The sequence below is a fragment of the Erythrobacter sp. YT30 genome (assembly GCF_001542875.1).
GTDB lineage: Bacteria > Pseudomonadota > Alphaproteobacteria > Sphingomonadales > Sphingomonadaceae > Erythrobacter.
Window position 1 is genome coordinate 696,943 of record NZ_LMAF01000002.1, and the last position, 22,457, is coordinate 719,399.

General features: G+C 54.8%; 23 protein-coding genes. 9 read left to right on the forward strand and 14 right to left on the reverse strand.

Annotated features, from left to right (window positions below):
* The first annotated feature begins 131 nt into the window (after positions 1-131).
* Positions 132-659 carry an inorganic diphosphatase gene (gene ppa, locus AUC45_RS07900; RefSeq protein WP_067600784.1) on the forward strand — a complete coding sequence of 176 codons (528 nt, stop codon included), beginning with the start codon at positions 132-134 and terminating at the stop codon, positions 657-659.
* A gap of 57 nt (positions 660-716) precedes the next feature.
* Here ppa and AUC45_RS07905 read toward each other — a convergent pair whose 3' ends face one another.
* Complete coding sequence (locus AUC45_RS07905) at positions 717-1,112, reverse strand: hypothetical protein (protein WP_067600786.1); 396 nt, start codon at positions 1,110-1,112, stop codon at positions 717-719.
* Between the two features lie 272 nt (positions 1,113-1,384).
* Here AUC45_RS07905 and lptB point away from each other — a divergent pair, with 272 nt between their 5' ends.
* From lptB to ctrA, 3 genes are all read left to right on the forward strand, one after another.
* Entirely contained in the window at positions 1,385-2,164 is a 780-nt protein-coding gene (gene lptB / locus AUC45_RS07910; RefSeq protein ID WP_067600789.1) for an LPS export ABC transporter ATP-binding protein, read from the forward strand.
* A gap of 9 nt (positions 2,165-2,173) precedes the next feature.
* Positions 2,174-3,685, forward strand: coding sequence for an RNA polymerase factor sigma-54 (gene rpoN / locus AUC45_RS07915; protein WP_067600792.1), 1,512 nt, complete (start codon positions 2,174-2,176; stop codon positions 3,683-3,685).
* A gap of 224 nt (positions 3,686-3,909) precedes the next feature.
* Positions 3,910-4,605 (forward strand): response regulator transcription factor CtrA, encoded by a 696-nt coding sequence (gene ctrA, locus AUC45_RS07920; protein WP_067600795.1) that lies wholly within the window; start codon positions 3,910-3,912, stop codon positions 4,603-4,605.
* 395 nt (positions 4,606-5,000) lie between these two features.
* On the opposite strand, the gene AUC45_RS07930 is transcribed toward ctrA, so the two are convergent.
* The gene (locus AUC45_RS07930; protein ID WP_067600801.1) at positions 5,001-5,519 is read right to left on the reverse strand and encodes a GNAT family N-acetyltransferase; all 519 of its coding nucleotides are present in this window, start codon (positions 5,517-5,519) and stop codon (positions 5,001-5,003) included.
* A 510-nt stretch (positions 5,520-6,029) separates the two neighbouring features.
* The gene (locus AUC45_RS07935; RefSeq protein WP_067603651.1) at positions 6,030-7,274 is read right to left on the reverse strand and encodes a mechanosensitive ion channel family protein; all 1,245 of its coding nucleotides are present in this window, start codon (positions 7,272-7,274) and stop codon (positions 6,030-6,032) included.
* 98 nt (positions 7,275-7,372) lie between these two features.
* On the opposite strand from AUC45_RS07935, the gene AUC45_RS07940 reads away from it, so the two are divergent.
* Positions 7,373-8,077 carry a tRNA (guanosine(46)-N(7))-methyltransferase TrmB gene (locus tag AUC45_RS07940; protein ID WP_067600804.1) on the forward strand — a complete coding sequence of 235 codons (705 nt, stop codon included), beginning with the start codon at positions 7,373-7,375 and terminating at the stop codon, positions 8,075-8,077.
* A gap of 9 nt (positions 8,078-8,086) precedes the next feature.
* Here the strand turns inward: AUC45_RS07940 and AUC45_RS07945 are convergent, their stop codons facing one another.
* Positions 8,087-10,348 (reverse strand): NADP-dependent malic enzyme, encoded by a 2,262-nt coding sequence (locus tag AUC45_RS07945; RefSeq protein WP_067600807.1) that lies wholly within the window; start codon positions 10,346-10,348, stop codon positions 8,087-8,089.
* A 161-nt stretch (positions 10,349-10,509) separates the two neighbouring features.
* On the opposite strand from AUC45_RS07945, the gene mutS reads away from it, so the two are divergent.
* Both mutS and AUC45_RS07955 read left to right on the forward strand, forming a co-directional pair.
* The gene (mutS, locus tag AUC45_RS07950; protein ID WP_067600810.1) at positions 10,510-13,131 is read left to right on the forward strand and encodes a DNA mismatch repair protein MutS; all 2,622 of its coding nucleotides are present in this window, start codon (positions 10,510-10,512) and stop codon (positions 13,129-13,131) included.
* Between the two features lie 25 nt (positions 13,132-13,156).
* Entirely contained in the window at positions 13,157-13,654 is a 498-nt protein-coding gene (locus AUC45_RS07955) for a hypothetical protein (RefSeq protein WP_067600813.1), read from the forward strand.
* 24 nt (positions 13,655-13,678) lie between these two features.
* Here the strand turns inward: AUC45_RS07955 and AUC45_RS07960 are convergent, their stop codons facing one another.
* From AUC45_RS07960 to gluQRS, 4 genes are all read right to left on the reverse strand, one after another.
* Positions 13,679-14,548, reverse strand: a complete 870-nt coding sequence (locus AUC45_RS07960) for a 3-hydroxyacyl-CoA dehydrogenase NAD-binding domain-containing protein (RefSeq protein ID WP_067600816.1) — start codon at positions 14,546-14,548, stop codon at positions 13,679-13,681.
* Positions 14,549-14,641: 93 nt separating this feature from the next.
* Entirely contained in the window at positions 14,642-15,217 is a 576-nt protein-coding gene (locus tag AUC45_RS07965) for a cob(I)yrinic acid a,c-diamide adenosyltransferase (RefSeq protein ID WP_067600821.1), read from the reverse strand.
* 43 nt (positions 15,218-15,260) lie between these two features.
* Positions 15,261-15,494, reverse strand: a complete 234-nt coding sequence (locus tag AUC45_RS07970; RefSeq protein ID WP_067603654.1) for an HIG1 domain-containing protein — start codon at positions 15,492-15,494, stop codon at positions 15,261-15,263.
* A gap of 24 nt (positions 15,495-15,518) precedes the next feature.
* Entirely contained in the window at positions 15,519-16,337 is an 819-nt protein-coding gene (gluQRS, locus tag AUC45_RS07975; protein WP_067600824.1) for a tRNA glutamyl-Q(34) synthetase GluQRS, read from the reverse strand.
* A 138-nt stretch (positions 16,338-16,475) separates the two neighbouring features.
* Between gluQRS and AUC45_RS07980 the strand changes: the two genes are divergently transcribed.
* The gene (locus AUC45_RS07980) at positions 16,476-17,084 is read left to right on the forward strand and encodes an HNH endonuclease (protein ID WP_067600827.1); all 609 of its coding nucleotides are present in this window, start codon (positions 16,476-16,478) and stop codon (positions 17,082-17,084) included.
* Positions 17,085-17,110: 26 nt separating this feature from the next.
* On the opposite strand, the gene AUC45_RS07985 is transcribed toward AUC45_RS07980, so the two are convergent.
* From AUC45_RS07985 to dksA, 4 genes are all read right to left on the reverse strand, one after another.
* Positions 17,111-17,527 carry a DUF4112 domain-containing protein gene (locus AUC45_RS07985; protein WP_067600830.1) on the reverse strand — a complete coding sequence of 139 codons (417 nt, stop codon included), beginning with the start codon at positions 17,525-17,527 and terminating at the stop codon, positions 17,111-17,113.
* Between the two features lie 18 nt (positions 17,528-17,545).
* Positions 17,546-18,982, reverse strand: coding sequence for an ABC transporter substrate-binding protein (locus tag AUC45_RS07990; protein ID WP_233998596.1), 1,437 nt, complete (start codon positions 18,980-18,982; stop codon positions 17,546-17,548).
* Positions 18,983-19,150: 168 nt separating this feature from the next.
* Entirely contained in the window at positions 19,151-19,528 is a 378-nt protein-coding gene (locus AUC45_RS07995; RefSeq protein WP_067600833.1) for a PilZ domain-containing protein, read from the reverse strand.
* A 194-nt stretch (positions 19,529-19,722) separates the two neighbouring features.
* The gene (dksA, locus tag AUC45_RS08000; protein WP_067600836.1) at positions 19,723-20,181 is read right to left on the reverse strand and encodes an RNA polymerase-binding protein DksA; all 459 of its coding nucleotides are present in this window, start codon (positions 20,179-20,181) and stop codon (positions 19,723-19,725) included.
* 318 nt (positions 20,182-20,499) lie between these two features.
* Between dksA and AUC45_RS08005 the strand changes: the two genes are divergently transcribed.
* Positions 20,500-20,829, forward strand: coding sequence for a sel1 repeat family protein (locus AUC45_RS08005; protein WP_067600839.1), 330 nt, complete (start codon positions 20,500-20,502; stop codon positions 20,827-20,829).
* Between the two features lie 6 nt (positions 20,830-20,835).
* On the opposite strand, the gene AUC45_RS08010 is transcribed toward AUC45_RS08005, so the two are convergent.
* Complete coding sequence (locus AUC45_RS08010) at positions 20,836-21,972, reverse strand: GNAT family N-acetyltransferase (protein ID WP_067600842.1); 1,137 nt, start codon at positions 21,970-21,972, stop codon at positions 20,836-20,838.
* 27 nt (positions 21,973-21,999) lie between these two features.
* On the reverse strand, positions 22,000-22,455 hold the full coding sequence (locus AUC45_RS08015) for a RidA family protein (protein WP_067600845.1): 456 nt from the start codon (positions 22,453-22,455) through the stop codon (positions 22,000-22,002).
* Between the last annotated feature and the right edge of the window lie 2 nt (positions 22,456-22,457).

Below are 22,457 nucleotides of genomic sequence, written 5' to 3' on the forward strand. Positions count from 1 at the left end.
ATTTGCGCTCAACTGAAAGAGGTGCGCGATTACGACCAAGGGAGGTCTTTCGCAATGCTCATTGCTCGGCTAAGCGCCGCGCGAAGCCTTTTGGGAGAGGGGCGTAGAAATTAGCGAAACAGGACAGCCCTATGCGTATCGACAAAATCCCAACCGGCGAAAATCCCCCCGAAGACCTTAATGTCATCATTGAAGTGCCAACGGGCGGCGAGCCGGTGAAGTACGAGTTCGACAAGGAATCAGGTGCACTCTTCGTCGACCGGATCCTGCACACACCGATGCGCTACCCTGCCAATTATGGCTTTGTCCCGCACACACTAAGCCCCGACGGCGATCCGCTTGATGCTTTGGTTATCGCGCGCTCACCTTTTATTCCTGGCTGTGTTGTGCGTTCACGCCCAATCGGCGTGCTCAATCTTGAAGACGAACATGGCGGCGATGAAAAGCTGGTCTGCGTGCCGGTCGACACAACTTTCCCGTACTACTCAGATGTTGGTGAGACGAAAGATTTGCCGTCGATCATAATGCAACAGATCGAACACTTCTTCACGCACTACAAAGATCTTGAGGCCGAAAAATGGGTGCGGATCGGGAAATGGGGCGACGCGAAAGACGCGCGCCAGATCGTAATCGAGGCGATTGAACGCGCCAAAGGCTAATTCGAAGTTGGGATTAGGCGGTCTAGGCGTTCTGCCGGGCGCTGCTTTTGCGCCTGATCAGCCGGCGAACATCATCTTGAACAGGCCCGTCAGTGCAAACGGCAATCCAATTGCCAACACCCACAGACCGAATATGTCGCGGCGGAATGCCGATGCGTAGGCCATGTCGCTCGCCTCTTCATCGGAAAGACCGGCCCAGCGGCGTTCAAACCAGCGGCAGGCCGGAATAATACCGGCCACAAGGACTACGAGAGCAACATAAGGTAGGATTGAGGATACGCCTTGTGCCAAGGCCTTGATTGTGACGAAAATCTGCAAGCCGGTGTATACCAGAAGAGCATAAGCGACATGATCGCTCATTGCTTTGCGCCAGTCACGCTGATGAGTGTCCTCTCCCGACGCTGCGCGCGTGCTGTAGCTGTGATAGTCCTTTTCGTGCAGCTGATCGTTCATATTACCGCTCCCCAACGGATGTTTTTATTTGACGTAGTATCTCAAATAGCGCGCTGCGTTGCAAGCATGGTAACCAAAGTGTCATTATGTTGCACAGCGCGCATTTGAGACCAGCCAACACCCCGGATTTGTGAACTTTTTCGATTTGGAGGCTGATTTGGCGGAGCGCAGGATGCCAAAATTTGCAGTCGGAAAGCAAAAATCTTGCCAGAATCGACCAAGTCCAGGCCTTCCGCCCTTTTCTGGTAAGCTATCAGTGCTAGAGAGGGGAAATGAACGAACTTGCATCGCCTCCCGACGCTGCATCAGCGCAAGAGACTGTCGAGGCCCAGGGCGGGCTTGAAGTCATCTCGATCGCCAAGAGTTACGACAAGAGAAGCGTGCTCAGCGATATCTCGCTGACGGTCGCCAAAGGGGAAGTGCTGGGCCTCCTCGGTCCCAACGGCGCGGGCAAGACGACATGTTTCTATTCCATCATGGGGCTTGTCCGTCCGGATTCGGGCCGCATCCTGATGGACGGCGAAGACGTGACCAAGCTGCCCATGTATCGCCGCGCGATCCTTGGCCTAGGGTATCTGCCGCAGGAAACCAGCATCTTTCGCGGCATGACGGTTGAACAGAACATCAATTGCGTTCTTGAAATGGTCGAGCCCGATGGGGAAACGCGCAAGGCGGAACTTGAAAGGCTCTTGAGCGAATTTGGCCTTACTCGCCTGCGTGACAGCGCTGCCATGGCTTTGTCGGGGGGGGAACGTCGGCGCTGCGAGATTGCGCGCGCGCTCGCGGCCAAGCCTTCGATCATGCTGCTCGATGAACCCTTTGCCGGGATTGATCCGCTGTCGATCAGCGATATCCGCGATCTGGTAAAGGATCTGAAACAACGCGGCATCGGGGTTCTCATCACCGATCACAATGTCCGCGAAACGCTCGATATCGTTGATCGCGCCTGCATTATCTACGGCGGCCAGGTGCTGTTTGCAGGTTCTCCGCAAGAGCTGGTTGCGGATGAAAACGTGCGCCGCCTTTACCTTGGCGAGAGCTTTACGCTGTAGATCACCATCATGGCTCTAGGTCCACGCCTCGACCTCCGGCAATCGCAATCCCTGGTGATGACGCCGCAATTGCAGCAGGCGATCAAGCTGCTTGCGGCCTCCAATCTCGAAATTGAGACTTTCATCGGCGAAGCGTTGGAGACCAACCCGCTTTTAGAAGTCGGCGAGACGCGATCCGAAAACGCCGATGCGCCAAGCGAGCCCGACGACATTCCGCGGGAGGAATTCACATCCGATCAGTTGATGGCGCAGGGACAAGGCGAGACGGAAGCTCCGCTTGATATCGATAATGGCGCGCTCGACCGCGATGTCGACACGGGCGACGGGGCGCAGAGCTTGCGAGCCAATGCCGATTGGAGCGCCGCCGGCACCGGAATGGGTGCGGCAAGCGAGCTGCCCGATTTTGAAGCCACGCAATCAGCCGAATTATCCCTTGGCGATCACTTGCGAATGCAGGTCGGCGCTGCGGCAAGCAGCGAGCGGGAAGCGTTTATCGCGACTCACCTGATCGGAATGCTCGATGATGCCGGATGGCTTCCATTCGATTTGCGCGACATCGCCTATGACCTCGGCGTTGATCTCGCCTCTGCAGAACGCGCGTTGAAAGTCGTCCAATCGCTTGATCCGAGCGGTGTTGGCGCGCGCGATCTTGCTGAATGCCTCACAATCCAAGCGCGCGAGGCAGATCGTTATGATCCTTGCATGGAGCGGCTGATCGACAATCTCGATTTGCTCGCACGCGGCGAAGTTGAGCGGCTCAAACGCATGTGCCGCGTCGATGACGAGGATTTTGCCGACATGCTGCGCGAATTGCGCAGCTATGACCCCAAGCCGGGGTTGGCCTTCGCATCCGAGGGCGGTGGCGCGGTCGTCCCTGACATTCTCCTAAGCGACAATGGCAAAGGCGGCTGGGACATTGCGCTGAACGAAGACACCCTACCGCGCCTTGTCGTTAACCGGGATTACTATGTCGAAGTCGGCAGCACTGGCCAATCGGACGAGGCAAAAGCGTGGCTCAAGGAGAAACTCGCCGATGCGCACTGGCTGATCCGCGCTTTGGACCAACGGCAGAAAACCATTCTTAAGACCGCAGCCGAAATCGTGAAGCAACAGGATGGGTTTTTCAGGAGGGGTGTGTCAGAACTTCGCCCGCTTACCCTCCGCGAAGTTGCCGAACAGATCGAAATGCACGAGAGCACCGTAAGCCGGGTCACCAGCAACAAGTATTTACACTGCGAACGCGGCTGTTTTGAGCTCAAGTATTTCTTCTCAAGCGGCGTCGGCAAGATTGGCGGCTCGGGCGATGGCGAAGGCGCTTCCTCACAGGCGATCAAGGCACGCATTAAGGCGCTAACAGATGCCGAAGATCCAAAAAAGGTGCTTTCCGATCAGAAACTGGTCGATATTCTAAACGAGGAAGGCTTCGATCTGGCCCGCAGAACTGTCGCCAAGTATCGCGAAGCCGCCGGGATCGGATCAAGCGCGCAGAGGCGGCGGCAGAAGAAGCTGGAGAGCCTCTGACGTCCTTAGTTAGCCGTTAAGGGCAACCGTTCTCACAACCGGATTAACGTTAAGACCCCTAGGCACTATCCCGTGCGACTCGTGGGAAACCCTAGGTTTACGCATAATTAACCTTTTCCGTTCAGAACTTGTGTGGTTAATACATGGCAACACTTCTTATCGAGGCGTTACCAAAAAACTGACCGCGAAATTCCGCCTTACACGGGGCATATAGGGGACCAGCAATGCGAGTGCTGTTGATTGAAGACGAGCCAACCACAGCAAAAGCCATCGAGCTTATGCTGACGACGGAAGGCTTCAATGTCTACTCAACCGATTTGGGCGAAGAAGGCCTCGATCTGGGTAAACTGTACGATTACGATATCATCCTGCTCGATCTTAACCTGCCAGACATGCACGGATATGACGTGCTGAAAAAACTGCGCGTCGCCAAGGTGCAAACGCCGGTTCTGATCCTGTCGGGCATCGCCGAAATGGACAGCAAAATCCGCTCGTTCGGCTTTGGCGCTGACGATTATGTGACCAAGCCTTTCCACCGTGAAGAACTGGTTGCCCGCATCCACGCTGTTGTGCGCCGTTCTAAAGGTCACAGCCAATCGATCATCCGCACTGGTAAGCTTGCCGTGAACCTCGATGCCAAAACTGTCGAAGTCGACAGCGCTCGAGTGCACCTGACCGGTAAGGAGTATGCCATGCTTGAGCTTTTGAGCCTGCGCAAAGGCACCACGCTCACTAAGGAAATGTTCCTCAACCACCTTTATGGCGGAATGGATGAGCCTGAACTCAAGATCATCGACGTTTTCATCTGCAAGCTGCGCAAGAAACTGAGCCACGCTTGCGGCGGTGAAAACTATATCGAGACAGTGTGGGGCCGCGGCTATGTTCTTCGCGATCCGCAGGACGAAGCTGAAGCCGCGTGATCCAAAGGTCCGCTGCGCGTTTAACGCGCCCGTTCCGGCAAGCCCAACTGGGCCTGCTGCACGCGATCAGGACCGGTGACCGCTTGCGATCCGAATTCCACGAGTTCGGTCTTCTTTGAAACAAATCGCCCGGGGCCTAAATGGTCTCGGGCTTTTGTATTGGTGCAGCGGAGCAGTTTCCTGCGCGAACGCGAGCAGCCAGAAAGCGCACCGTTCTTGCCCATTGTCGGACGCCTCGTTGAGCCATAGGCGCGGCTTATGAGCCTGTTTAATCCGAATTGATGACAGCCGAGTTGGTCGGTCCGCCAGATAGCAAGTGACTAATCACAACAGCTTGATGACCGAGTTTGGGGTGCAAGTGAACGTGAGCAAAAGCTTGTTGCTCAATTAGTCGTTCACAATTCGAGCCGCATCAGGATGTCCCGTTGCACGTCATTGCCTATCCTGAACTCGTGCTCGCCGAAGACTCTGAATCCCTGCCTAGAATAAAACTCAATTGCCTTGGGGTTTTCTTCCCATACACCGAGCCAAATGGCATCTTTTCCGCAGGCTTTCGCCTCTTCTTTCGCGTGGTTGAATAAGGCTTTTCCAACTCCTGATCCGTGCGCATGAGCGTCAACATAGATGCGCTCAATCTCCAGAGTTTGCCCTTCGATTCTCTCGGTTTGTGCGTCTCCATGATTTGTTTTGAGGTATCCAACGATCTTGTCATCGACCTTGGCGAAGAAGAAACGCGTTTCGGGATTGCTTAGCTCCCGTGAGAGCTGCTCTGGGTCAAATGCTTCCTCCAGATAGGCTGCGAATTCCAAAGGGTCATTGCCGCTTCCAAACGCCTGTTCAAAGGTCTTTCGCCCAATTTGTGCCAAGTCGATTAGCTCGTCTGGCCGGACTTGCTGTATCGAGATGGCTGCCATTTATATGGTTTATTGATCGCGCCGTTTGTCAGTCAAGCTGAAGTCCTCATTCGGGTCGCAAGCAACCGCTTACCGATTTTGAAATCGAAGTCTGTTTTCCGAGTTTTCTGCAGAAGAACCGACCTTCTGCTTTCTAATCACAATTGGGAAAGCCGTACCGGGCAATTGCTTGATCCGTTGGAGGAGCGCGGCGCGATCCAATGATTCGCTGCGAAGATCCGGGTTTGTCTGATGGCTGGTCGTCGCTGCTTGGCTCGTTTTCCTACGGCCCAGTTCGCTGTCATTAAGACGGCCGGCTCTTTCACACTGTCCATCACTCTTGAACAGATGCATTCAGATGGCGCGTGTTTCCCCCTGGACGGGGCCCCTATGCCCGTGCGCCCGGATTCAAGGTCTCTGCTACCTGTCCGTCACCCTAACAATTTCTTACATAAGGTGCTGTAGTGAATAGATTTTTGCGAGACACTCTAGGGTGACACGGTGTCACCTTTGTCACCTTCGCTTGGGTGTTTACCCGCCCTCATTGTCAGAAGCTGACGTCTCGTGTGCAAGCGCCATGTTCGAAAAGTCCCTCCCGGTCGGCTCTTGAAACAGCGCCAGATCAAATTCGTGGCAGATCGCAATCAGGTGATCGAAAATATCGGCCTGGACCCCTTCAAATTCGACCCAGTTCGTGGTGTCTGTGAAGCAATAAAGCTCAAGCGGCACACCTTTTGGACCGGGCGGCAATTGTCGGACCATCATCGTGAATTTCTCTGAGTTGAGCCGCGGATGCCATGCGAGGTAAGCATTCACATAGGCGCGAAATGTCCCGAAATTGGTGAGGCGCCGCGCATTCACCGGCGCATCTTCCCCTTCGAGTTCCCGCGCATTCCACTCAGCGATTTCCTCGCGCTTTTCCGCTAAATATTCTTTGAGGATCTTGAACTTCTTCAGCCCAACACTTTCCTCATCGCTCAGGAAACGGATCGAGTTTTGATCGATCATCAAAGATCGCTTGATCCTCCTGCCGCCAGCCTCGCTCATCCCGCGCCAGTTCTGATAGCTGTCAGAGACCAGCCGGTGCGTAGGGATTGTCACAATCGTCTTATCGAAATTCTGCACTTTAACCGTGTGAAGCGAGATATCGATGACATCACCATCGGCTTGCATACTGTCCATGGTGATCCAGTCGCCGACCCTCAACATGTCTTGCGTCGTCAATTGAACGCTCGCGACGAGGCTCAAGATGGTGTCCTTAAACACCAGCAGCAAAACAGCCGTGATTGCGCCCAGACCCGACAGCAGCAGCAGCGGACTTTCATCAATCAGGACCGAGACAAGGATGATCGCAGCGCCGCACAGCACGATGATCTTTACGACTTGTACAAACCCTTTGATCGGGCGGTTTTTCGCTCGCGGCAGCCGCTCATAAACCTCGTTGGCGTAAGCAAGCGCGCGAACGATCGCCATCGCGACTGAGACAACGATCAGCGCCTGCGCCGTGTTGCGGACGATATCGTAGACCTGCTCAGGCAGGTTCGGGACAAGAGAGATGCCTTGGGAGATGATTAGCAAAGGGGCCGCAGTTGCAAGCCAGGCGGCAGCCTTGTCGATCGTCTTTGTCTTGCGGTCGAGATAGGGCGCAGCGATCCGCAGGATCACATGCTTGAGCACGTAATTGACGAAAACTGCCGCCGATCCGAGCAGGACAAGCCCTATAAGCGATTGAGCCCACAGCGGTTGGGCCTGCAGTGTTTGGATAAGCTCATTCATGAATTGGCGCGATATAGGGATGTGAGCGCCGCCCTCAAGGAAAGTGTTGGAATTCTTTGGGTAGACAAAAGCTGCGCCCTCCCCCAATCGGCCGGATCATGACTGCATTTAAAGAAGGCGACCCCACAACACTCAGCCGTCTTTACGGCCGCAGCATCGGCAAACCGCTGCGCGCCCGCCAGCAAGGGTTGGTCGATAATCTTCTGCCCAAGATCGCAGTGCCGGAAGAAGGCCCGGTAACTGCTGAGGCCTTGTTTGGAGAGGACTGCCCGATGCATTTCGAGATCGGATTTGGCGGCGGCGAGCATCTTGCCTACCGCGCCGATCTGCTCCCCAATCATGGGTTTATCGGAGCAGAACCGTTCTTGAATGGCGTTGCGCAGGCTTTGGGCCATATTGAGGAACAGCGCCTCGCCAATATCCGCCTGCACCACGGCGATGCGATCGAGGTACTAAAGCGGGTTCCCGATAGCTCGCTGCTGATGGTCTATCTGCTTCACCCCGACCCATGGCCCAAAGCGCGCCATGCAAAACGACGAATGATGAATGATGGCCCGGTACAATTGATCGCGGACAAATTAAAACCGGGCGGTGAATTCCGTTTTGGCACCGATCACGCGGTCTATCTGCGACACGCCCTGATGGTGATGCAGCGTTTTACAGACGAATTCGAGTGGGTCGTCGAAGGCCCCTCAAGTTGGCAGAACCGCCCCTCAGGCTGGTGCGAAACGCGATACGAGCAAAAAGCGCGCGAAAAGTTCGGCCACGAAGTGTGGTACTTCCGCTTTCGACGCCGAGGTTAGGCTCAAGTCCTAGCCCACGACCCCAGCGCTTGCGAGGACGGCGAGAGTCAGCACATCAGGCGCGATTGCCGTCATCGGGGCGATCTGCACCGGCTTCTCCATCCCGATAAGCATGGGACCAACAGTCGTGTTTGCGCCAAGTTCACGAAGCAATTTGGCCGAAAGGTTGGCCGATTGGAGCCCCGGCATGACGAGCACGTTGGCAGGCGCGGAGAGACGGCTGAAGGGATATAGCTCCATGACTTTCGGATTGAGCGCGGCATCTGGAGCCATTTCGCCTTCGTACTCAAATCCGGGGTTTTCGCTATCGAGAGTAGCCACAGCCTCGCGAATATTGCCAAGCCACTGGCCCGACGGATTGCCGAAAGTTGAATAGGAAAGGAACGCCACACGCGGCTCATGACCCATACGCCGCGCAACGGCAGCGGTTTCTTTGGCTATATGGGCAAGTTGCTCTGCGTCGGGTCGTTCGTTGATGGTGGTGTCGGCGAGAAAGGTAGTGTGGTTCTTGCCGAGCATCATGTGAATGCCAAAAGGCGCCGCATCCGGCTTTGGATCAAGCACCATGTTCACTTCGCGCACGGTTTGCGCGAAGGTCTTTGTGAGGCCCGATATCATCCCGTCTCCATGCCCGAGTGCCACCAAGAGAGAGGAGAAGATGTTGCGGTTCTGGTTGACCATCCGCCGCACGTCGCGCTCAGTGTAGCCGCGCCTTTGTAGGCGTTTGTACAGCAGTTCAACCATGGCTGGGACATGCTGACTGTCGGCGGAATTCTGAATTTCAAAGCTGCCGGGATCAGACACTGAAAGCTGATGGAGCTTGTTCACCACGGCTTTTGTGCGCCCAACCAGAATGGGTGTGCCATAACCGAAATCGCGATATTGGATTGCGGCGCGCAGCACGACTTCTTCTTCTGCTTCGGCAAAGACCATCCGCTTTGGATTGGCTTTAGCCTCATTGTAGACGCCGGTCAGAACTGCTGTCGTGGGATTGAGGCGAGAACGAAGCGCGGTCCGATACTGATCGAAGTCTTCAATATTGGCCAGTGCAACGCCTGAGTCCATCGCAGCCTTTGCCACGGCGGAAGACACAACTTCGATCAGACGCGGGTCGAAGGGCGCCGGAATAATATAGTCGGTGCCGAATTTCTGGTTTTTCCCGTAAGCGCTTGCAACTTCTTCAGGAACACGCTCCCGAGCAAGCTCGGCAATTGCTTTTGCGGCGGCGACTTTCATCTCCTCATTGATTGTAGTCGCCTGCACATCCAGCGCGCCGCGGAAAATGAAAGGGAAGCCGAGCACGTTGTTAACTTGATTGGGAAAGTCGCTACGCCCAGTCGCGATGATTGCATCAGGGCGAACGGCTTTCGCATCGTCTGGCATGATTTCTGGCGTGGGATTGGCCATCGCAAAGATGATCGGTTTGTCCGCCATCTTCTTCACCCATTCAGGCTTCAACGCTCCCGCGGCAGACAGCCCGAGGAAAATGTCGGCGCCATCGAGTGCTTCCTCGAGATCTTTCGCTTTGGTTTCGACCGCGTGCGCACTTTTCCATTGGTCGACATTGTCGCGGCCCGGAGTAATGGGTCCCGAGCGATCACAAACAATGACGTTTTCATGAGGGATACCAAGCGCCTTGATAAGAGCTGTGCATGCCAGCGCAGATGCTCCGGCCCCATTCACAACCATCTTGGATGTTTTCAAATCACGCCCCGTCAAGTGGCACGCATTGATCAGTCCAGCCGCAGCAATGATGGCAGTGCCATGCTGATCGTCATGCATGACGGGGATATTCATGCGTTCGCGCAAAGCCGCTTCGATGATGAAGCATTCTGGCGCTTTTATATCTTCCAGATTGATGCCACCGAAGCTCGGCTCCATCAAAGCGACAGCGTTGATAAAGGCTTCCGGGTCTTCGGTCGCCAGTTCGATATCAATCGAGTCCACGTCCGCGAACCGTTTGAAGAGGACCGCTTTCCCCTCCATGACAGGCTTGGAAGCTAAAGCTCCAAGGTTGCCAAGGCCAAGAATTGCCGAACCGTTAGAAATCACGGCGACAAGGTTTGAACGCGCTGTATACCGCGCAGCAAGGGAAGGATCTTCAGCGATAGCTTCAACAGGCGCAGCAACGCCCGGAGAATAGGCGAGACTAAGATCTCGCTGAGAGGTCATCGGTTTTGTCGCGACCACTTCCAATTTACCGGGACGGATGGTCTCGTGGTAAAACAGCGCCTCACGTGTGGTGAAGCCGCCTGTGGGTTCGTCTGCCATTATCTCATTCTTCCTTCACGCGCGTAGCGTCAACGCTGTTTACAGGCGCTTAGCTCGCACTTTGATCAGATGATAGGGGGAAACCAACGCCCACACCGTTTCCGAATCAGGCCGATGCTGTCTAGTCCTGAGAAATGCCTAGCGGTGCCGGTCCAACCCCCATGATGCAGCAATATCTCTCGCTCAAAGAAGCAGCGGGAGGCTCTTTGCTTTTCTACAGGATGGGCGACTTTTTTGAGCTATTCTTCGACGATGCACGGAAGGCCGCGCGCATTCTCGATATCGCCCTTACTACCCGCGGTGAGCATGGCGGAGAACCGGTTCCGATGTGCGGAGTGCCAGTGCATTCTGCGGAAGGATATCTGGCAAGGCTCATCAAGGCAGGATGTCGAGTCGCGATTGCGGAGCAGACTGAAACGCCGGACGAAGCGAAAGAGCGCGCAAAACGTGAAGGCCGTCCAGCGTCCAAGGCTCTGGTCGCCCGTGATATCGTCCGTTTTGTTACTGCTGGCACTCTGACCGAAGAGGCTTTGCTCGAACCGCAGCGCGCCAATGTAATTGCGGCATTGGCCGAGGTTCGCGGCGCAATCGGCATTGCAAGCTGTGACATATCAACTGGATCGATGACGCTCGAAGAGTGCTCTCCAAGCGCGCTTCTCGCTGAAGTTGCACGGTTAAGCCCGAGCGAAATCGTTGCACCTAATGGCTGGATGAATGGTCCGTCTGAGATCGTGCAGCATGATCCCCGCATCTTCTCCAGCGATCGCGGTGCACAGCGTCTTCAGCAAATTCATGAGGTTTCAACGCTGGACGGCTTTGGCGATTTTTCGCACGCCATGCTGGCTGCCGCTGGAGGGCTGATCGGATATCTCGACCATGTCGGGAGAGGCAATTTGCCATTGCTACTCCCGCCTGTTCTTCGCACCGGCACGGCCAGCATGGCGATGGATGAAGCAACCCGCTCAAGCCTAGAATTACTGGAAAGCGCGAGCGCATCGGGAGGATCAAGCAAGGCCAATACGCTAATTGGCGCTGTCGACCGCTGCAAAACGGGAGCGGGTTCTCGTCTTCTTGCCCAAGATCTTTCAGCCCCCCTGCTCGACCAGCAATCAATTGAGGACCGATTGGCACTGGTGCAATTCTGGTTTGAGCGTCCCGTCGAGCGCGCTGACCTTCGAGATCACTTGCGTCAATTGCCCGATCTTGGGCGAGCTTTGGGGCGCATCGTTGCCGGACGCGGAAGCCCACGCGATCTGGGACAGATACGCGATGGGTTGGCGGGCGCGCAAAGGCTTTTCGAAATCCTTGGCGGCATGTCTGACAGACCAAACTACCTTGAGCACCTTTTGCAGAGGCTTTCCGGCCACAACGCGTTGATCGATCTTTTGACCCGTGCACTTGTTGCTTCTCCACCAACCGAACGCTCGGGTGGGAGTTTCATTGCAGATGGATACGACGCGGGGCTTGATGAGTTGCGGCAAATAGCAGGCAGCGCACGGAAAGCGATTGCGGCCATGGAGGCGCGCTATCGCGACGACACCGGGATCGCCTCACTCAAGATCAAGCACAATGGCGTTCTCGGATATTTCATTGAAGTTCCATCGCGCCATGCGGACAGCCTGATGAAACCTGAAAGCGGCTTCACCCATCGCCAAACGATGAAAGGCGCAGTACGCTTCAACTCGATCAATCTGCACAAAGAGGCAACGCGCATCGCTGACAGCGGCGGCCATGCCCTCGCAACCGAAGAAGCGCATTTTGAGAAGCTCTGCGATGCCGTAAGAGAAACTCGGAATGATATTGCAGCGACTGCAGCGGCACTCGCCCGCATTGATGTTTCCGCTGGCAATGCGGAACGCGCTTCTGAAGGTGATTGGTGCAGGCCTGCAATCTCAGAGGAGCGGCGTCTTGCAATTGTGGGAGGCAGACATCCCGTTGTCGAGGCAGCGCTCGCAAAAACAGGCGATCGATTTGTCGCGAATGATTGTACGCTTTCAGACGAGGACAGGCTGTGGCTGATCGGCGGCCCCAATATGGGTGGCAAATCGACGTTCCTTCGACAAAACGCTTTGATCGTTGTGATGGCGCAGTCGGGATGCTTTGTGCCTGCACATGAAGCTGAAATCGGCTTGGTAGACCGCCTCTTCAGCCGCGTCGGCGCATCCGATAACCTTGCGCGAGGTCGTTCGACATTCATGGTTGAGATGGTTGAAACTGCCGCCATCCTTTCGCAGGCTACTGACCGGAGCTTCGTGATCCTGGACGAGGTTGGCCGCGGCACTTCGACATATGATGGACTTGCGCTAGCATGGGCTGTCGTCGAGGCTGTGCATTCCCAGGTTTCTTGCCGGTGCCTGTTCGCAACGCATTATCACGAATTGGCGAGGCTCGCCGATCAGTGTGAAGCGCTTTCTCTCCACCATGTGAGAGCCAGAGAGTGGAAAGGCGAGCTAGTGCTTTTGCATGAGCTCGCCAAAGGGGCCGCCGATCGAAGCTACGGTCTTGCCGTGGCAAAGCTGGCTGGCGTTCCACCCCCTGTTATCGCTCGAGCTCGCCAAGTGCTCGAAAAACTCGAAGATGCTCGCACACAAACTGGAGGGATCGCGGCTGGGCTTGGCGATTTGCCACTCTTTGCTGCCAGCATGGTGGACCAAGATGCGCAGGCACCAATCGATACCCTTGAGGACAAGCTAAGCGAAACCGAATTGGACGCCCTTTCCCCTCGTGAAGCGCTTGATCTTTTGTACCAATGGAAGCGCGAAATTGCCGCTACCAAACCTTAACCGATTTCGCTGTATGCCCTCAGCCATGTCGATGGCTTTTCTTGAAACGAACAGGGTGATGTTCAGCGTGCTCGCTGTTGTCGCATTCGGCGGAGTTCTGATCGCTGGCTCGCTTGAGCGCGGCGGCGAGGATTCTGATGATTCTGCGACGATATCTGAAGAGGTTGCAGAAGAAAGACCTGCCGAAGAAGAAACCCAGCCGGAAACCACCTTCGCTGACATGGTCGGCGATGAGGAGGAGGAAGAAGACGAGTTCGACAACGGTTTCGCTTCATCGACGCCGAGTGAGCTCAACGACGAGGGATATGACAATGGCTTTGACGCAGAGCCTCGGTCAAATAGCGAGCCTGTGTTTGCAAGTGCACCGCCTCGCAGCAGTTCCAGACCGGTAGAGAGGTCGCGAGGCGAGCGCATAGTAGTTGGCGCTGACGGTGGGGCGGGCGGACCAATCACTGTCGATCCCAGCCGAGTAAGCCCAGAAGTCGGTGGCACGGGTCGATGGGACCCGAGCGAAACGGAATAACCCCCTGCCTTCGTCGAGAGTTGCTCAGCGCGTCGGGACGGGTGCCTCACCAGAGTAGTCGTAAAAGCCACGGCCAGTTTTGCGGCCCAGCCAGCCTGCCTCAACATATTTCACCAGCAATGGCGCCGGTCGGTACTTGCTATCACGCGTAGTTTTATAGAGCACTTTGATGATGTCGAGGCAGGTATCGAGCCCGACAAAATCCGCCAGTTGAAGCGGCCCCATTGGGTGATTGAGGCCAAGTCTGCAGCCCTTATCGATGTCCTCAATCCCAGCGGTGGATTGGCCAAGGACAAAAACTGCCTCGTTTATCATTGGAAGCAGAATTCGATTGACCACAAAGCCTGGCTCATCCTGGCTCAAGACGACCTGCTTGCCCAAACCCTCGGCGAAAGCTGTGACGGTGTCTGTGGTCGCCTGCGATGTCGCGAGGCCTGGAATGACTTCGATCAACCCCATCACTGGAACTGGATTGAAGAAGTGAAGGCCGATGAAGCGTTCTGGATCGGGCGAGTGATTGGCCATACGCGTGATTGGTATGGAGCTTGTGTTGGACGCCATGATCGCGTCATCGCTCAGAACCTTGCCGACATTTTCGAATATGCCCTGTTTGATGGGCTCTTTCTCGGTCGCAGCTTCGATGATGAGATGAGCATCCGACATGGGCGAATATTCCGCCACGGGCGTGATCCGAGAGAGAAGCGCTTCGGCAGCATCCGCTTCCATTTTCCCGCGACCAACCAGTTTGGTCACGGCTTTCTCAATTCCGGCCTTTCCAGCTTCTGCATGCGAAAGATCAACATCAGACAGAAGCACGTTCAAGCCGTGTTGAGCCACTGTTTGGGCGATCCCTGTGCCCATTTGGCCAGCCCCGATAACGCCGATTGTCCGCATATTCAGTTCCTTCGCAAGTGCAGCATTTGTATGCTTGACGCGGCTGTTAGCGACGCACTTTGCAAATGGCCAGTGTTTAGCGTTTTTCGTCAGTCAACGGTTGGCGCCAGGCACCCATTTGATGTCGGCATTGCCATTGCCGTTCAGCACCCGGGCCATCACGAACAATAAGTCGGACAGACGGTTGATGTAGGTGAGCGCAGCCGGATTGACCGGTGATGTGTGAGAAAGAGCCGCCATCGCGCGTTCCCCGGCCCGCGTCGCTGCACGCGCAATGTGCAAGCGCGCCGCAGCTTCACTTCCGCCTGGAAGTACGAAACTGGTCAGCGGTTCCAACTGCTCATTTAAGGTATCAATCTGACCCTCAAGCCACTCCGATTGAGCCGGGACCATTCGCAGCACCATTTCTGAGGGCGAGAAATCACCGTCGTTGGCCGGTGTTGCCAAATCGGCTCCAAGATCAAAAAGGTCGTTCTGCACGCGTGTTAACAGAGCTTTGTGATCTGGGTTTTCGAGCGCGCAGATAGCCAGACCGATCGCGCTGTTGACTTCATCAACAGCGCCAATGGCATTGATCCGCTCAGAATGTTTTGGGGCACGAGAACCGTCGACAAGTCCCGTTGTGCCATCATCGCCCGTGCGAGTGTATATCTTATTCAATTTTACCATAGACGCGCGATATGCCCGCGGGAAGCTCGCCCGTCCAGAAGCCTTAGTTTTGTGCAAGAACGAAGATAATGGCGACAACCACAATGGCCAGAGCCTGATACTTAATCCGAGCAAACATCGCCTTGTTCTGGGCAAGCTGCATGTCAGTTGCGGTCTCGCCCTCGCCCGTCTCCAAGTCGATTTTTGTCGTTTTAAGAAATGCAACGACGCCGCGGATCAGCGAAACGACGACCAAAACGCACAGGATGACGAGCAGAGGAATGAGAATATAGTTCATGACCATCAAATGGATGCGACGGCCCTAGGTTCCAAGGGAGAATTGTCCTGCTCTCAATTTAGCGGCCAAACCAAGGCCATCTTCGCCTGCCTCTCGGCGATCATTGAGAGGCGGTGAATTGCGGCTCTTAGAGAGTTTTTCTCCTTTTCCATCAAGGATTAAAGCATGATGATGCCAGTGCGGCACGGGTAGCTCCAAGACGGCCTGGAGCAAACGATGGATATGTGTCGCTCCAAACAGGTCGGCCCCTCGGGTGACGTCGGTGACACCGTCATGTGCATCATCCACTGTCACAGCAAGATGATAGCTCGCCGGCAAATCCTTGCGGACTATTACGACATCGCCGAACTCACGTGGATCAGCCAGAATACTCCCCGCCTGTTCATCGGTCCAAACACACTCACCAGCCGCTGCCATGGCCTTATCTACGTCCAGTCGTAGCGCAAAATCCCCTTTGACCTTGTGGGCTCGGCCTCTGCTAGAACCAGGGTACTCTATTCCCGTTTCTGTCATTCGTGGCGGCAAAGATTGAATTTCCCTGCGGGTACAATCGCATGGATAAAGCAAATCGAGATCCATGAGCTTCTGTGTGTATTGCGTGTAGCTATCAAGCCGCGTAGATTGATTGGGCACTTCAAGCCATTCCAATCCCAACCATTCGAGATCCCGCCGAAAGTTGTCAGCAAACTCCCTACGAGACCGGGGCCCATCAATGTCCTCAATTCGCAGCAAGAATTCACCGCCATGCTCACGAGCGAGATCATGTGCATAGATCGCCGAGAATGCATGTCCGAGATGGAGATTGCCATTGGGGCTTGGCGCGAAACGAGTGACTGTTTTCACTGAACGCTGTGCCCCGCAATCAAAATTCAGCTCTCTGCAAACCTGAGACACCCATTACTGTGGAAAGAAACACTGTCATGGCTTTGACTCTTTGTGTTGCCACTGCATGTCTTAGTCAATCAGGGAGGAACGCGAGGCGTGTTCAAAGCCGAACTGATCGAAGGAGCTGCTCGTTTCCGCAGCGCCGACGAAGACCCGACACGGAATCTGTCGGCATGTCCAGCCCTTGTGCTGAATGCCGATTACACTCCGCTGTCGTACTATCCACTCAGCCTTTGGCCATGGCAAACGGCAATCAAGGCGGTGTTTCTTGACCGGGTGGACATTGTTGCAAGCTATGATCGAGAGGTTCATTCTCCGTCGCTCGACATGCAAATCCCAAGTGTGATCGCGCTTCGGCAGTATGTTAAACAAAGCGAATTCCCGGCATTCACGCGGTTCAACGTGTTTCTGAGGGATCGATTCCAGTGCCAGTACTGCGGATCAGGCGATCATTTGACGTTTGATCATGTGATTCCGCGCCGGTTGGGTGGCAAGACCACTTGGGAAAACATCATCACCGCCTGCTCATCTTGCAATATGAAGAAAGGTGGTCGGACGCCGAAACAGGCACACATGCCGATAAAAATGAAGCCCATCCGTCCGACTAGTTGGCAGCTGCAGCAATACGGCAAAATGTTCCCGCCTCACTACCTCCATGAAACCTGGCGTGACTGGCTTTATTGGGATATTGAATTGGAGGCATAACGCTCGCGATAGTGGCGACTTCCCGATCAACCTTCAAGCACCCGAGTTTCCGGATGATGCTTATCGAGATGCTTTTTGATTATCCGAAGGTTGCGCGTGTTTGATCGAAATACGAAGTCTGCCGCGTCCCCTACCAGGGGCACCAAGCCAAGAACGGTATCAAAGGCAACATTCGCCCCCATCCGTGTCAATTGCCATCGAGATAGGCCCAGATTGCGAGCTTCCCACACGACATAGGCACCCAATGCAGTCGTCACGATATCGCCAAGTACAGGAACCAACCCAATCAGCGCATCAAGGCCGATAGGCACATTCACTCCTGGAATCCGGAAACTGCGCTCCAAAAGATACTCAAGAGCCTCGACACGGGCTCTTACCGATGCTGGATCTGAGCCTGTCGGCAAAGTCATAGTCGCTGGATAGGGCTGCTCAGGGTGGTCCATAGAAGTCTCCTCACTCCGCTAATTGGGAATTTGAGAGAGAGGGAACAAGGGGTGAATGCCCCATGGATTCGGCTCGTAGGCAGCGATGGCTCCGCGCACTAGTGACCAACGTACAGGCGCACCAAAGGGAATAAACACCTGTTCTGCCAACAATACGGCATGAGCATCTGCAAGCACTCTTCTCTTTGCAGCGGGGTCACGCAGTTCGAGAGACGATTTTACAAGTGCATCAGCCGCTTCAGAACACAATCCGTTTCGCAGTTCGCAATTGAATTGATTTAGAAACCAGCGCGGAGATGAATATCGCGCGATCCTGTCACGCAATTCTACATCTGCGGGTGCATCGTCAGCAACGCGAATGGTATTGACGCCTATCCCAGACCACGCGTCCCTTATCTGCCCAAACAATTGATCGTTTCCTGGTCCCGGCGGCAGTCTCAGGCGCACACGAGCCTGCTCTCCTGCTGAACGTTCCCAATTCGCTATCCGTGAGCTTGCAGTAGCCCGCCGGACATCCATGCTTTGATTGCTCCAGATTGCAATCGGGTTTGCGGCACTCTCTCCGACTGTTGCCGGCACGATTGTTGTCATGGGCTGCCAGCCGGCTAATCCGAATGGCTGGATCAAAGCTTCGCGATCAATTGCCATAGACAAAGCTTCTCGTCGGGCCGCATCGGCAAGCAATCCGTCGGCTGACAGAAATGCCAGCCCAAAAATTCCTTGCGTCGGATCGATCTGGATCGTTCCTCGAGAGAGTGGACCCAATTCTGCCAGCGGGAGATCGGAAAGTTTTCCATTGAGAAGCAAGTCAATGTCGCCATTCGAAAAATCATCGACCGCAGCCTTCGCTGGAAGCACGCGCAGATTGAGAGGCCTTGTCAGGCCTTCCCAATTGCGAACAGCTGGCAATCCACGACTTTCCGGAGGCAAGGCAGTAAGAGTTGAAAAGTCGTCCTCCTCACCGATTGCAAGGGTCATCGGCCCAGATCCATTGCCATTTTTCATCAGGCCCAGTTCCGGTTGAGCCAGCAGACGCAAGAATTCTGGCATTGGGCTCGAGAGACGCAGTTCGATCACGCGACCAGCCATCGCCCTAACTTCTTCCAGCTTGTCGAAGTCTAGTCCGAGAGATGTGCCTTCGAGTTGGTCAACGGTGCGATCCAGAATGCGCGAGACCTCTTCAGCAGTGATCGGCTCACCGTCGGGCCAGGAGGCTTCACGCAGCTTGAAAGTGTAAAACAGGCCATCTGGGGAAACGTGCCATCGTTCGGCAAGATTAGGTAGAATCCTTCCAGAAGGATCAAGGGTGACCACACCTTCGCTCGTGGCAGCTCGCACGTGCTGGCCAGCAAAGGACAAGCGAAGACCCTTTTCACTCAAACCGTTGCCTTCGCCGATAAACGCGACATTGATTGGCCCATCCTGGCCAGATTCCGCGCAAGAAAAAAGAAGCAACGCGAATGCCAGTTGCCAAAGGACAAGAAACAATCTGAAGGTAGGCTGCTTGCCGAGGTCTCGCATAGTGAGCCCGTATACAATCAAATTTCGGCTTTGGCCCAGACTTAAAGACGGTTTCGAATGTGAAGTGCTCTAGACCAAAGCAATGCGGCCAAGAACGCGATCTTAGATTTTGCGAACACTTTCCTGGCTCGGCGGCTTGGGCGCCTTATGCGCCCAGGAACGCTCAATCGTACTGGCGTCATTATCTGAAGCTACATCGAGTGGGCGCCGAGCCAATTGGGAATCGATTTCATCATCGAAAGCGATGCCGAAACGGTTGTCTTGAACCCAGGCAACGCTTCCATGAACCACGCCAATATTCCTCAGCTCGATTTCGAGCCGATTTCCGCGCTGTACGCGCATTGAGCCCTCGCCCATCATGCCGCCATCGGAAAGGTTGCGAACACGGACGCGATGGGTTGCGCCTTGTTGCTCAACACGGATATTGGCGAGCAAAAACAGGCTGTCGCGCGAGACGCTGCGTGTTTCAAGATTTGTCATGAACGACCCGCTCCTACTTCGGAAGTCTTATTTGTAGCCTGGAGGCAGGTTGTTGAGAGCCCGCCCTTTTTCAATATTCGGACCATGCGCTAATTTTACGCAATTAATGGTACGTTAAACGCTCACCGTAGCGCGGCCCTCGTAAACGCGTTGTCCCAAACTGGGACAGCATTCCGTCCATTGGTTCACGTATCTTAGTCCTCGCGTGAGACCTTTTCCCGCCTTTCATGAGCCTCTTGCGCTTCCACGGTCATGGTTGCGACAGGCCGGGCTATCAAACGCCGCAAACCGATTGGGTCGCCGGTCACCTCGCAATAACCGTATTCTCCTTCATCGATACGGCGAAGTGCGGCATCAATCTTCGAGACAAGCTTGCGCTGACGATCCCGGGTGCGCAATTCGATACCCCAATCGGTTTCGCTGGAGGCGCGGTCGTTAAGATCTGGCTCGCGTATTGGTCCGTCCTGCAGGGACTGAAGCGTTTGATCTGCTGCGCTTCGGATCGACCGCTTCCATTCGATTAACAGCATGCGAAAATAATTCTGCTGTTGGGTGTTCATGTAGTTCTCGTCATCGCTCGGAACATAGCCCGGCGGAAGCGCGTCTTTCACTCTCTCGAGAGCATCGATTTCTTTAGAGGTGGCGGTGGCCATATGGTTCTCTCGTCCCAAAATATCCCCTCGAGATCGTCCCGTCCTGACGCTTCCATCGATACCAATCCGACGTGCTATCCAGACACAGCCGAACTCCCTTGAGCGGCCCTATAGGCAACCCTCGAACCCCGCACAAGCAGCTTTCAGAAATCTTGCGCCAAATTCAAAAAAGGCATTGGCAAATCAGGCTCTGCACACGCTTAAAGTGTCACTAGGTGTAAAAAGAGCGAGGCTGTTAACCAATTGTTGACCATGATCCGTGATCTCTTGGATTGAGCGATGCGCAGGGGGGCGGATCGCCAAAACGGGGAAATACAAATGCAACTGACCAAGATTGATGCGAGTCAGGCAAATAAGCTTGATGACAATGAGGCCGATCTTTTGATCGCCACGTGTTTAGCCGCAGCCTCACAAGGAGATGTTTCTGCCTTGTTTGACCTCGGGGTCGCTTACTCCACTGCAAGCCATGGCTGTGACTCTGATCTGGTCGAGGCGCACAAATGGTTCAATCTCGCTGCGTCCCGAGGCCATGAAGAGGCCGCTTGGTGCCGCGCAGATATCTCGGAAGAAATGACCGCCCGCGAGATCGCAGAAGCTCAGCGCAGAGCGCGTCAATGGTTATCCGAGGAACGTCAGAAAGCCGCGTAAGCTATTTCAGGTTTCCGACCTGAAAGGCGTGCGGCGACCAAGCATATCCTGATCCATTGAGACGCTTTCTTTCTCGCGTTCCAGAAAATCTGCAACGGCTGCACGAAAACCAGCGTCGGCAAACCAGTGAGTGGAAAATGTCTGTACTGGTTCATATCCGCGAGCAAGCTTGTGTCCGCCCTGCGCGCCAGCTTCGACTCGTTTGAGACCGAGTTCGATCGCAATATCTATCGCTTGATAATAGCAAAGCTCAAAATGGAGGAACTTCACATCCCGAGCGCAGCCCCAGTACCTACCGTAAAGCGCATCTGATCCTACAAAGTTAAGCGCACCTGCGATCGGCAAGTCATTCTCATATGCCAAGATCAAGACCATCCGCGATCCCATTCGTTCGCCAAGGAGCGTGAATGCATCGCGCGTCAGGTACGGCGTTCCCCATTTTCGCGCGCCTGTGTCCTGATAAAAGATCCAGAATGCGTCCCAGTGCTCCTGTTTGATATCATCACCAGACAGTCGCGCGATCCTCAGATCGCATTGTGCTGCTTGTCGTTCTTTGCGCAGGTTCTTGCGTTTTCTCGAGGCTAATGAGCCGAGATAGCCTTCAAAGTCATCGTAGTCTCGATTGAACCAGTGAAACTGAATATCAGTCCGGACCAGCCAGTCTTGAGCCTCAAACAATCGTACCTGCTCCTCTTCAACAAAAGTCGCGTGAGCTGACGAAAATTCATTCTGCAGGCAGACGGCTTCTGCGCCTTTTAATAGATAAGGCGCAAACGCGGGGTCCAACAACAAAAGCCGAGGACCGTTCGCAGGCGTAAATGGTGATGCGATTTGAAGCTTGGGGTAGTATCGGCCGCCTGCGCGGTGCAAAGCATCGGCCCAAGAATGATCGAAGACGTATTCGCCCTGACTATGACCTTTCGCATAGCTGGGAAGTGCGGCGAGTATTTGGCCATTGTTATCAGTAATTGTGATGGGAGCTGGCTCCCACCCTGTGCCAGCGCCGACGCTTCCAGAATCTTCAAGCGCTGATAAGAATTCGTGGCTCACAAATGGATTATTCACACCGCCAAGTGCATTCCATTCTTCAGCATCAAGGCTTCCCACAGAAGGTGCCAGGCGCACTGTCAGCTCATCGTTCAAAGGAGCTCCGTTCGAGGTGAGAATTCTTCAAGCGGTGATCGCAATTATCGCATCCACTTCAACTGCTGCCCCCAAAGGCAATGCTGGCACACCTACAGCAGCGCGCGCATGGCGCCCCCTCTCGCCAAACACTTCGAACATAAGATCGGAGGCGCCATTGGCGACCTTGGGCTGATCGATAAAATCTGCGGTCGAGTTGACGAAAGCGCCGAGCTTTACGATCCGATCTACGTGCTCAATCAAATCTGCAGCCTGGAGTTGCGCGAGGATCATCAATCCGCACAGACGCGCGGCATCCATGCCATCTTCAACATCAAGATCGGCACCCAATTGACCGGTAATCAACTTACCATTCCTAAATGGTAGCTGGCCAGAGACATGCGCGAAACCGTTTACGTCAACAATCGGTACATAGCTGGCAACAGGTGCGGCCGCTTCCGGTAGCGAAATACCAAGCTCGTCAAGCTTCGCTGCAATAGTCATCG

Bases quoted from the DNA above. Each gene is read 5' to 3' on its own strand.
- ppa (WP_067600784.1), top strand. From the start codon at position 132: ATGCGTATCGACAAAATCCCAACCGGCGAAAATCCCCCCGAAGACCTT.
- AUC45_RS07905 (WP_067600786.1), bottom strand. From the start codon at position 1,112: ATGAACGATCAGCTGCACGAAAAGGACTATCACAGCTACAGCACGCGC.
- lptB (WP_067600789.1), top strand. From the start codon at position 1,385: ATGAACGAACTTGCATCGCCTCCCGACGCTGCATCAGCGCAAGAGACT.
- rpoN (WP_067600792.1), top strand. From the start codon at position 2,174: ATGGCTCTAGGTCCACGCCTCGACCTCCGGCAATCGCAATCCCTGGTG.
- ctrA (WP_067600795.1), top strand. From the start codon at position 3,910: ATGCGAGTGCTGTTGATTGAAGACGAGCCAACCACAGCAAAAGCCATC.
- AUC45_RS07930 (WP_067600801.1), bottom strand. From the start codon at position 5,519: ATGGCAGCCATCTCGATACAGCAAGTCCGGCCAGACGAGCTAATCGAC.
- AUC45_RS07935 (WP_067603651.1), bottom strand. From the start codon at position 7,274: ATGAATGAGCTTATCCAAACACTGCAGGCCCAACCGCTGTGGGCTCAA.
- AUC45_RS07940 (WP_067600804.1), top strand. From the start codon at position 7,373: ATGACTGCATTTAAAGAAGGCGACCCCACAACACTCAGCCGTCTTTAC.
- AUC45_RS07945 (WP_067600807.1), bottom strand. From the start codon at position 10,348: ATGGCAGACGAACCCACAGGCGGCTTCACCACACGTGAGGCGCTGTTT.
- mutS (WP_067600810.1), top strand. From the start codon at position 10,510: ATGATGCAGCAATATCTCTCGCTCAAAGAAGCAGCGGGAGGCTCTTTG.
- AUC45_RS07955 (WP_067600813.1), top strand. From the start codon at position 13,157: ATGTCGATGGCTTTTCTTGAAACGAACAGGGTGATGTTCAGCGTGCTC.
- AUC45_RS07960 (WP_067600816.1), bottom strand. From the start codon at position 14,548: ATGCGGACAATCGGCGTTATCGGGGCTGGCCAAATGGGCACAGGGATC.
- AUC45_RS07965 (WP_067600821.1), bottom strand. From the start codon at position 15,217: ATGGTAAAATTGAATAAGATATACACTCGCACGGGCGATGATGGCACA.
- AUC45_RS07970 (WP_067603654.1), bottom strand. From the start codon at position 15,494: ATGAACTATATTCTCATTCCTCTGCTCGTCATCCTGTGCGTTTTGGTC.
- AUC45_RS07985 (WP_067600830.1), bottom strand. From the start codon at position 17,527: ATGGACCACCCTGAGCAGCCCTATCCAGCGACTATGACTTTGCCGACA.
- AUC45_RS07995 (WP_067600833.1), bottom strand. From the start codon at position 19,528: ATGACAAATCTTGAAACACGCAGCGTCTCGCGCGACAGCCTGTTTTTG.
- dksA (WP_067600836.1), bottom strand. From the start codon at position 20,181: ATGGCCACCGCCACCTCTAAAGAAATCGATGCTCTCGAGAGAGTGAAA.
- AUC45_RS08005 (WP_067600839.1), top strand. From the start codon at position 20,500: ATGCAACTGACCAAGATTGATGCGAGTCAGGCAAATAAGCTTGATGAC.
- AUC45_RS08015 (WP_067600845.1), bottom strand. From the start codon at position 22,455: ATGACTATTGCAGCGAAGCTTGACGAGCTTGGTATTTCGCTACCGGAA.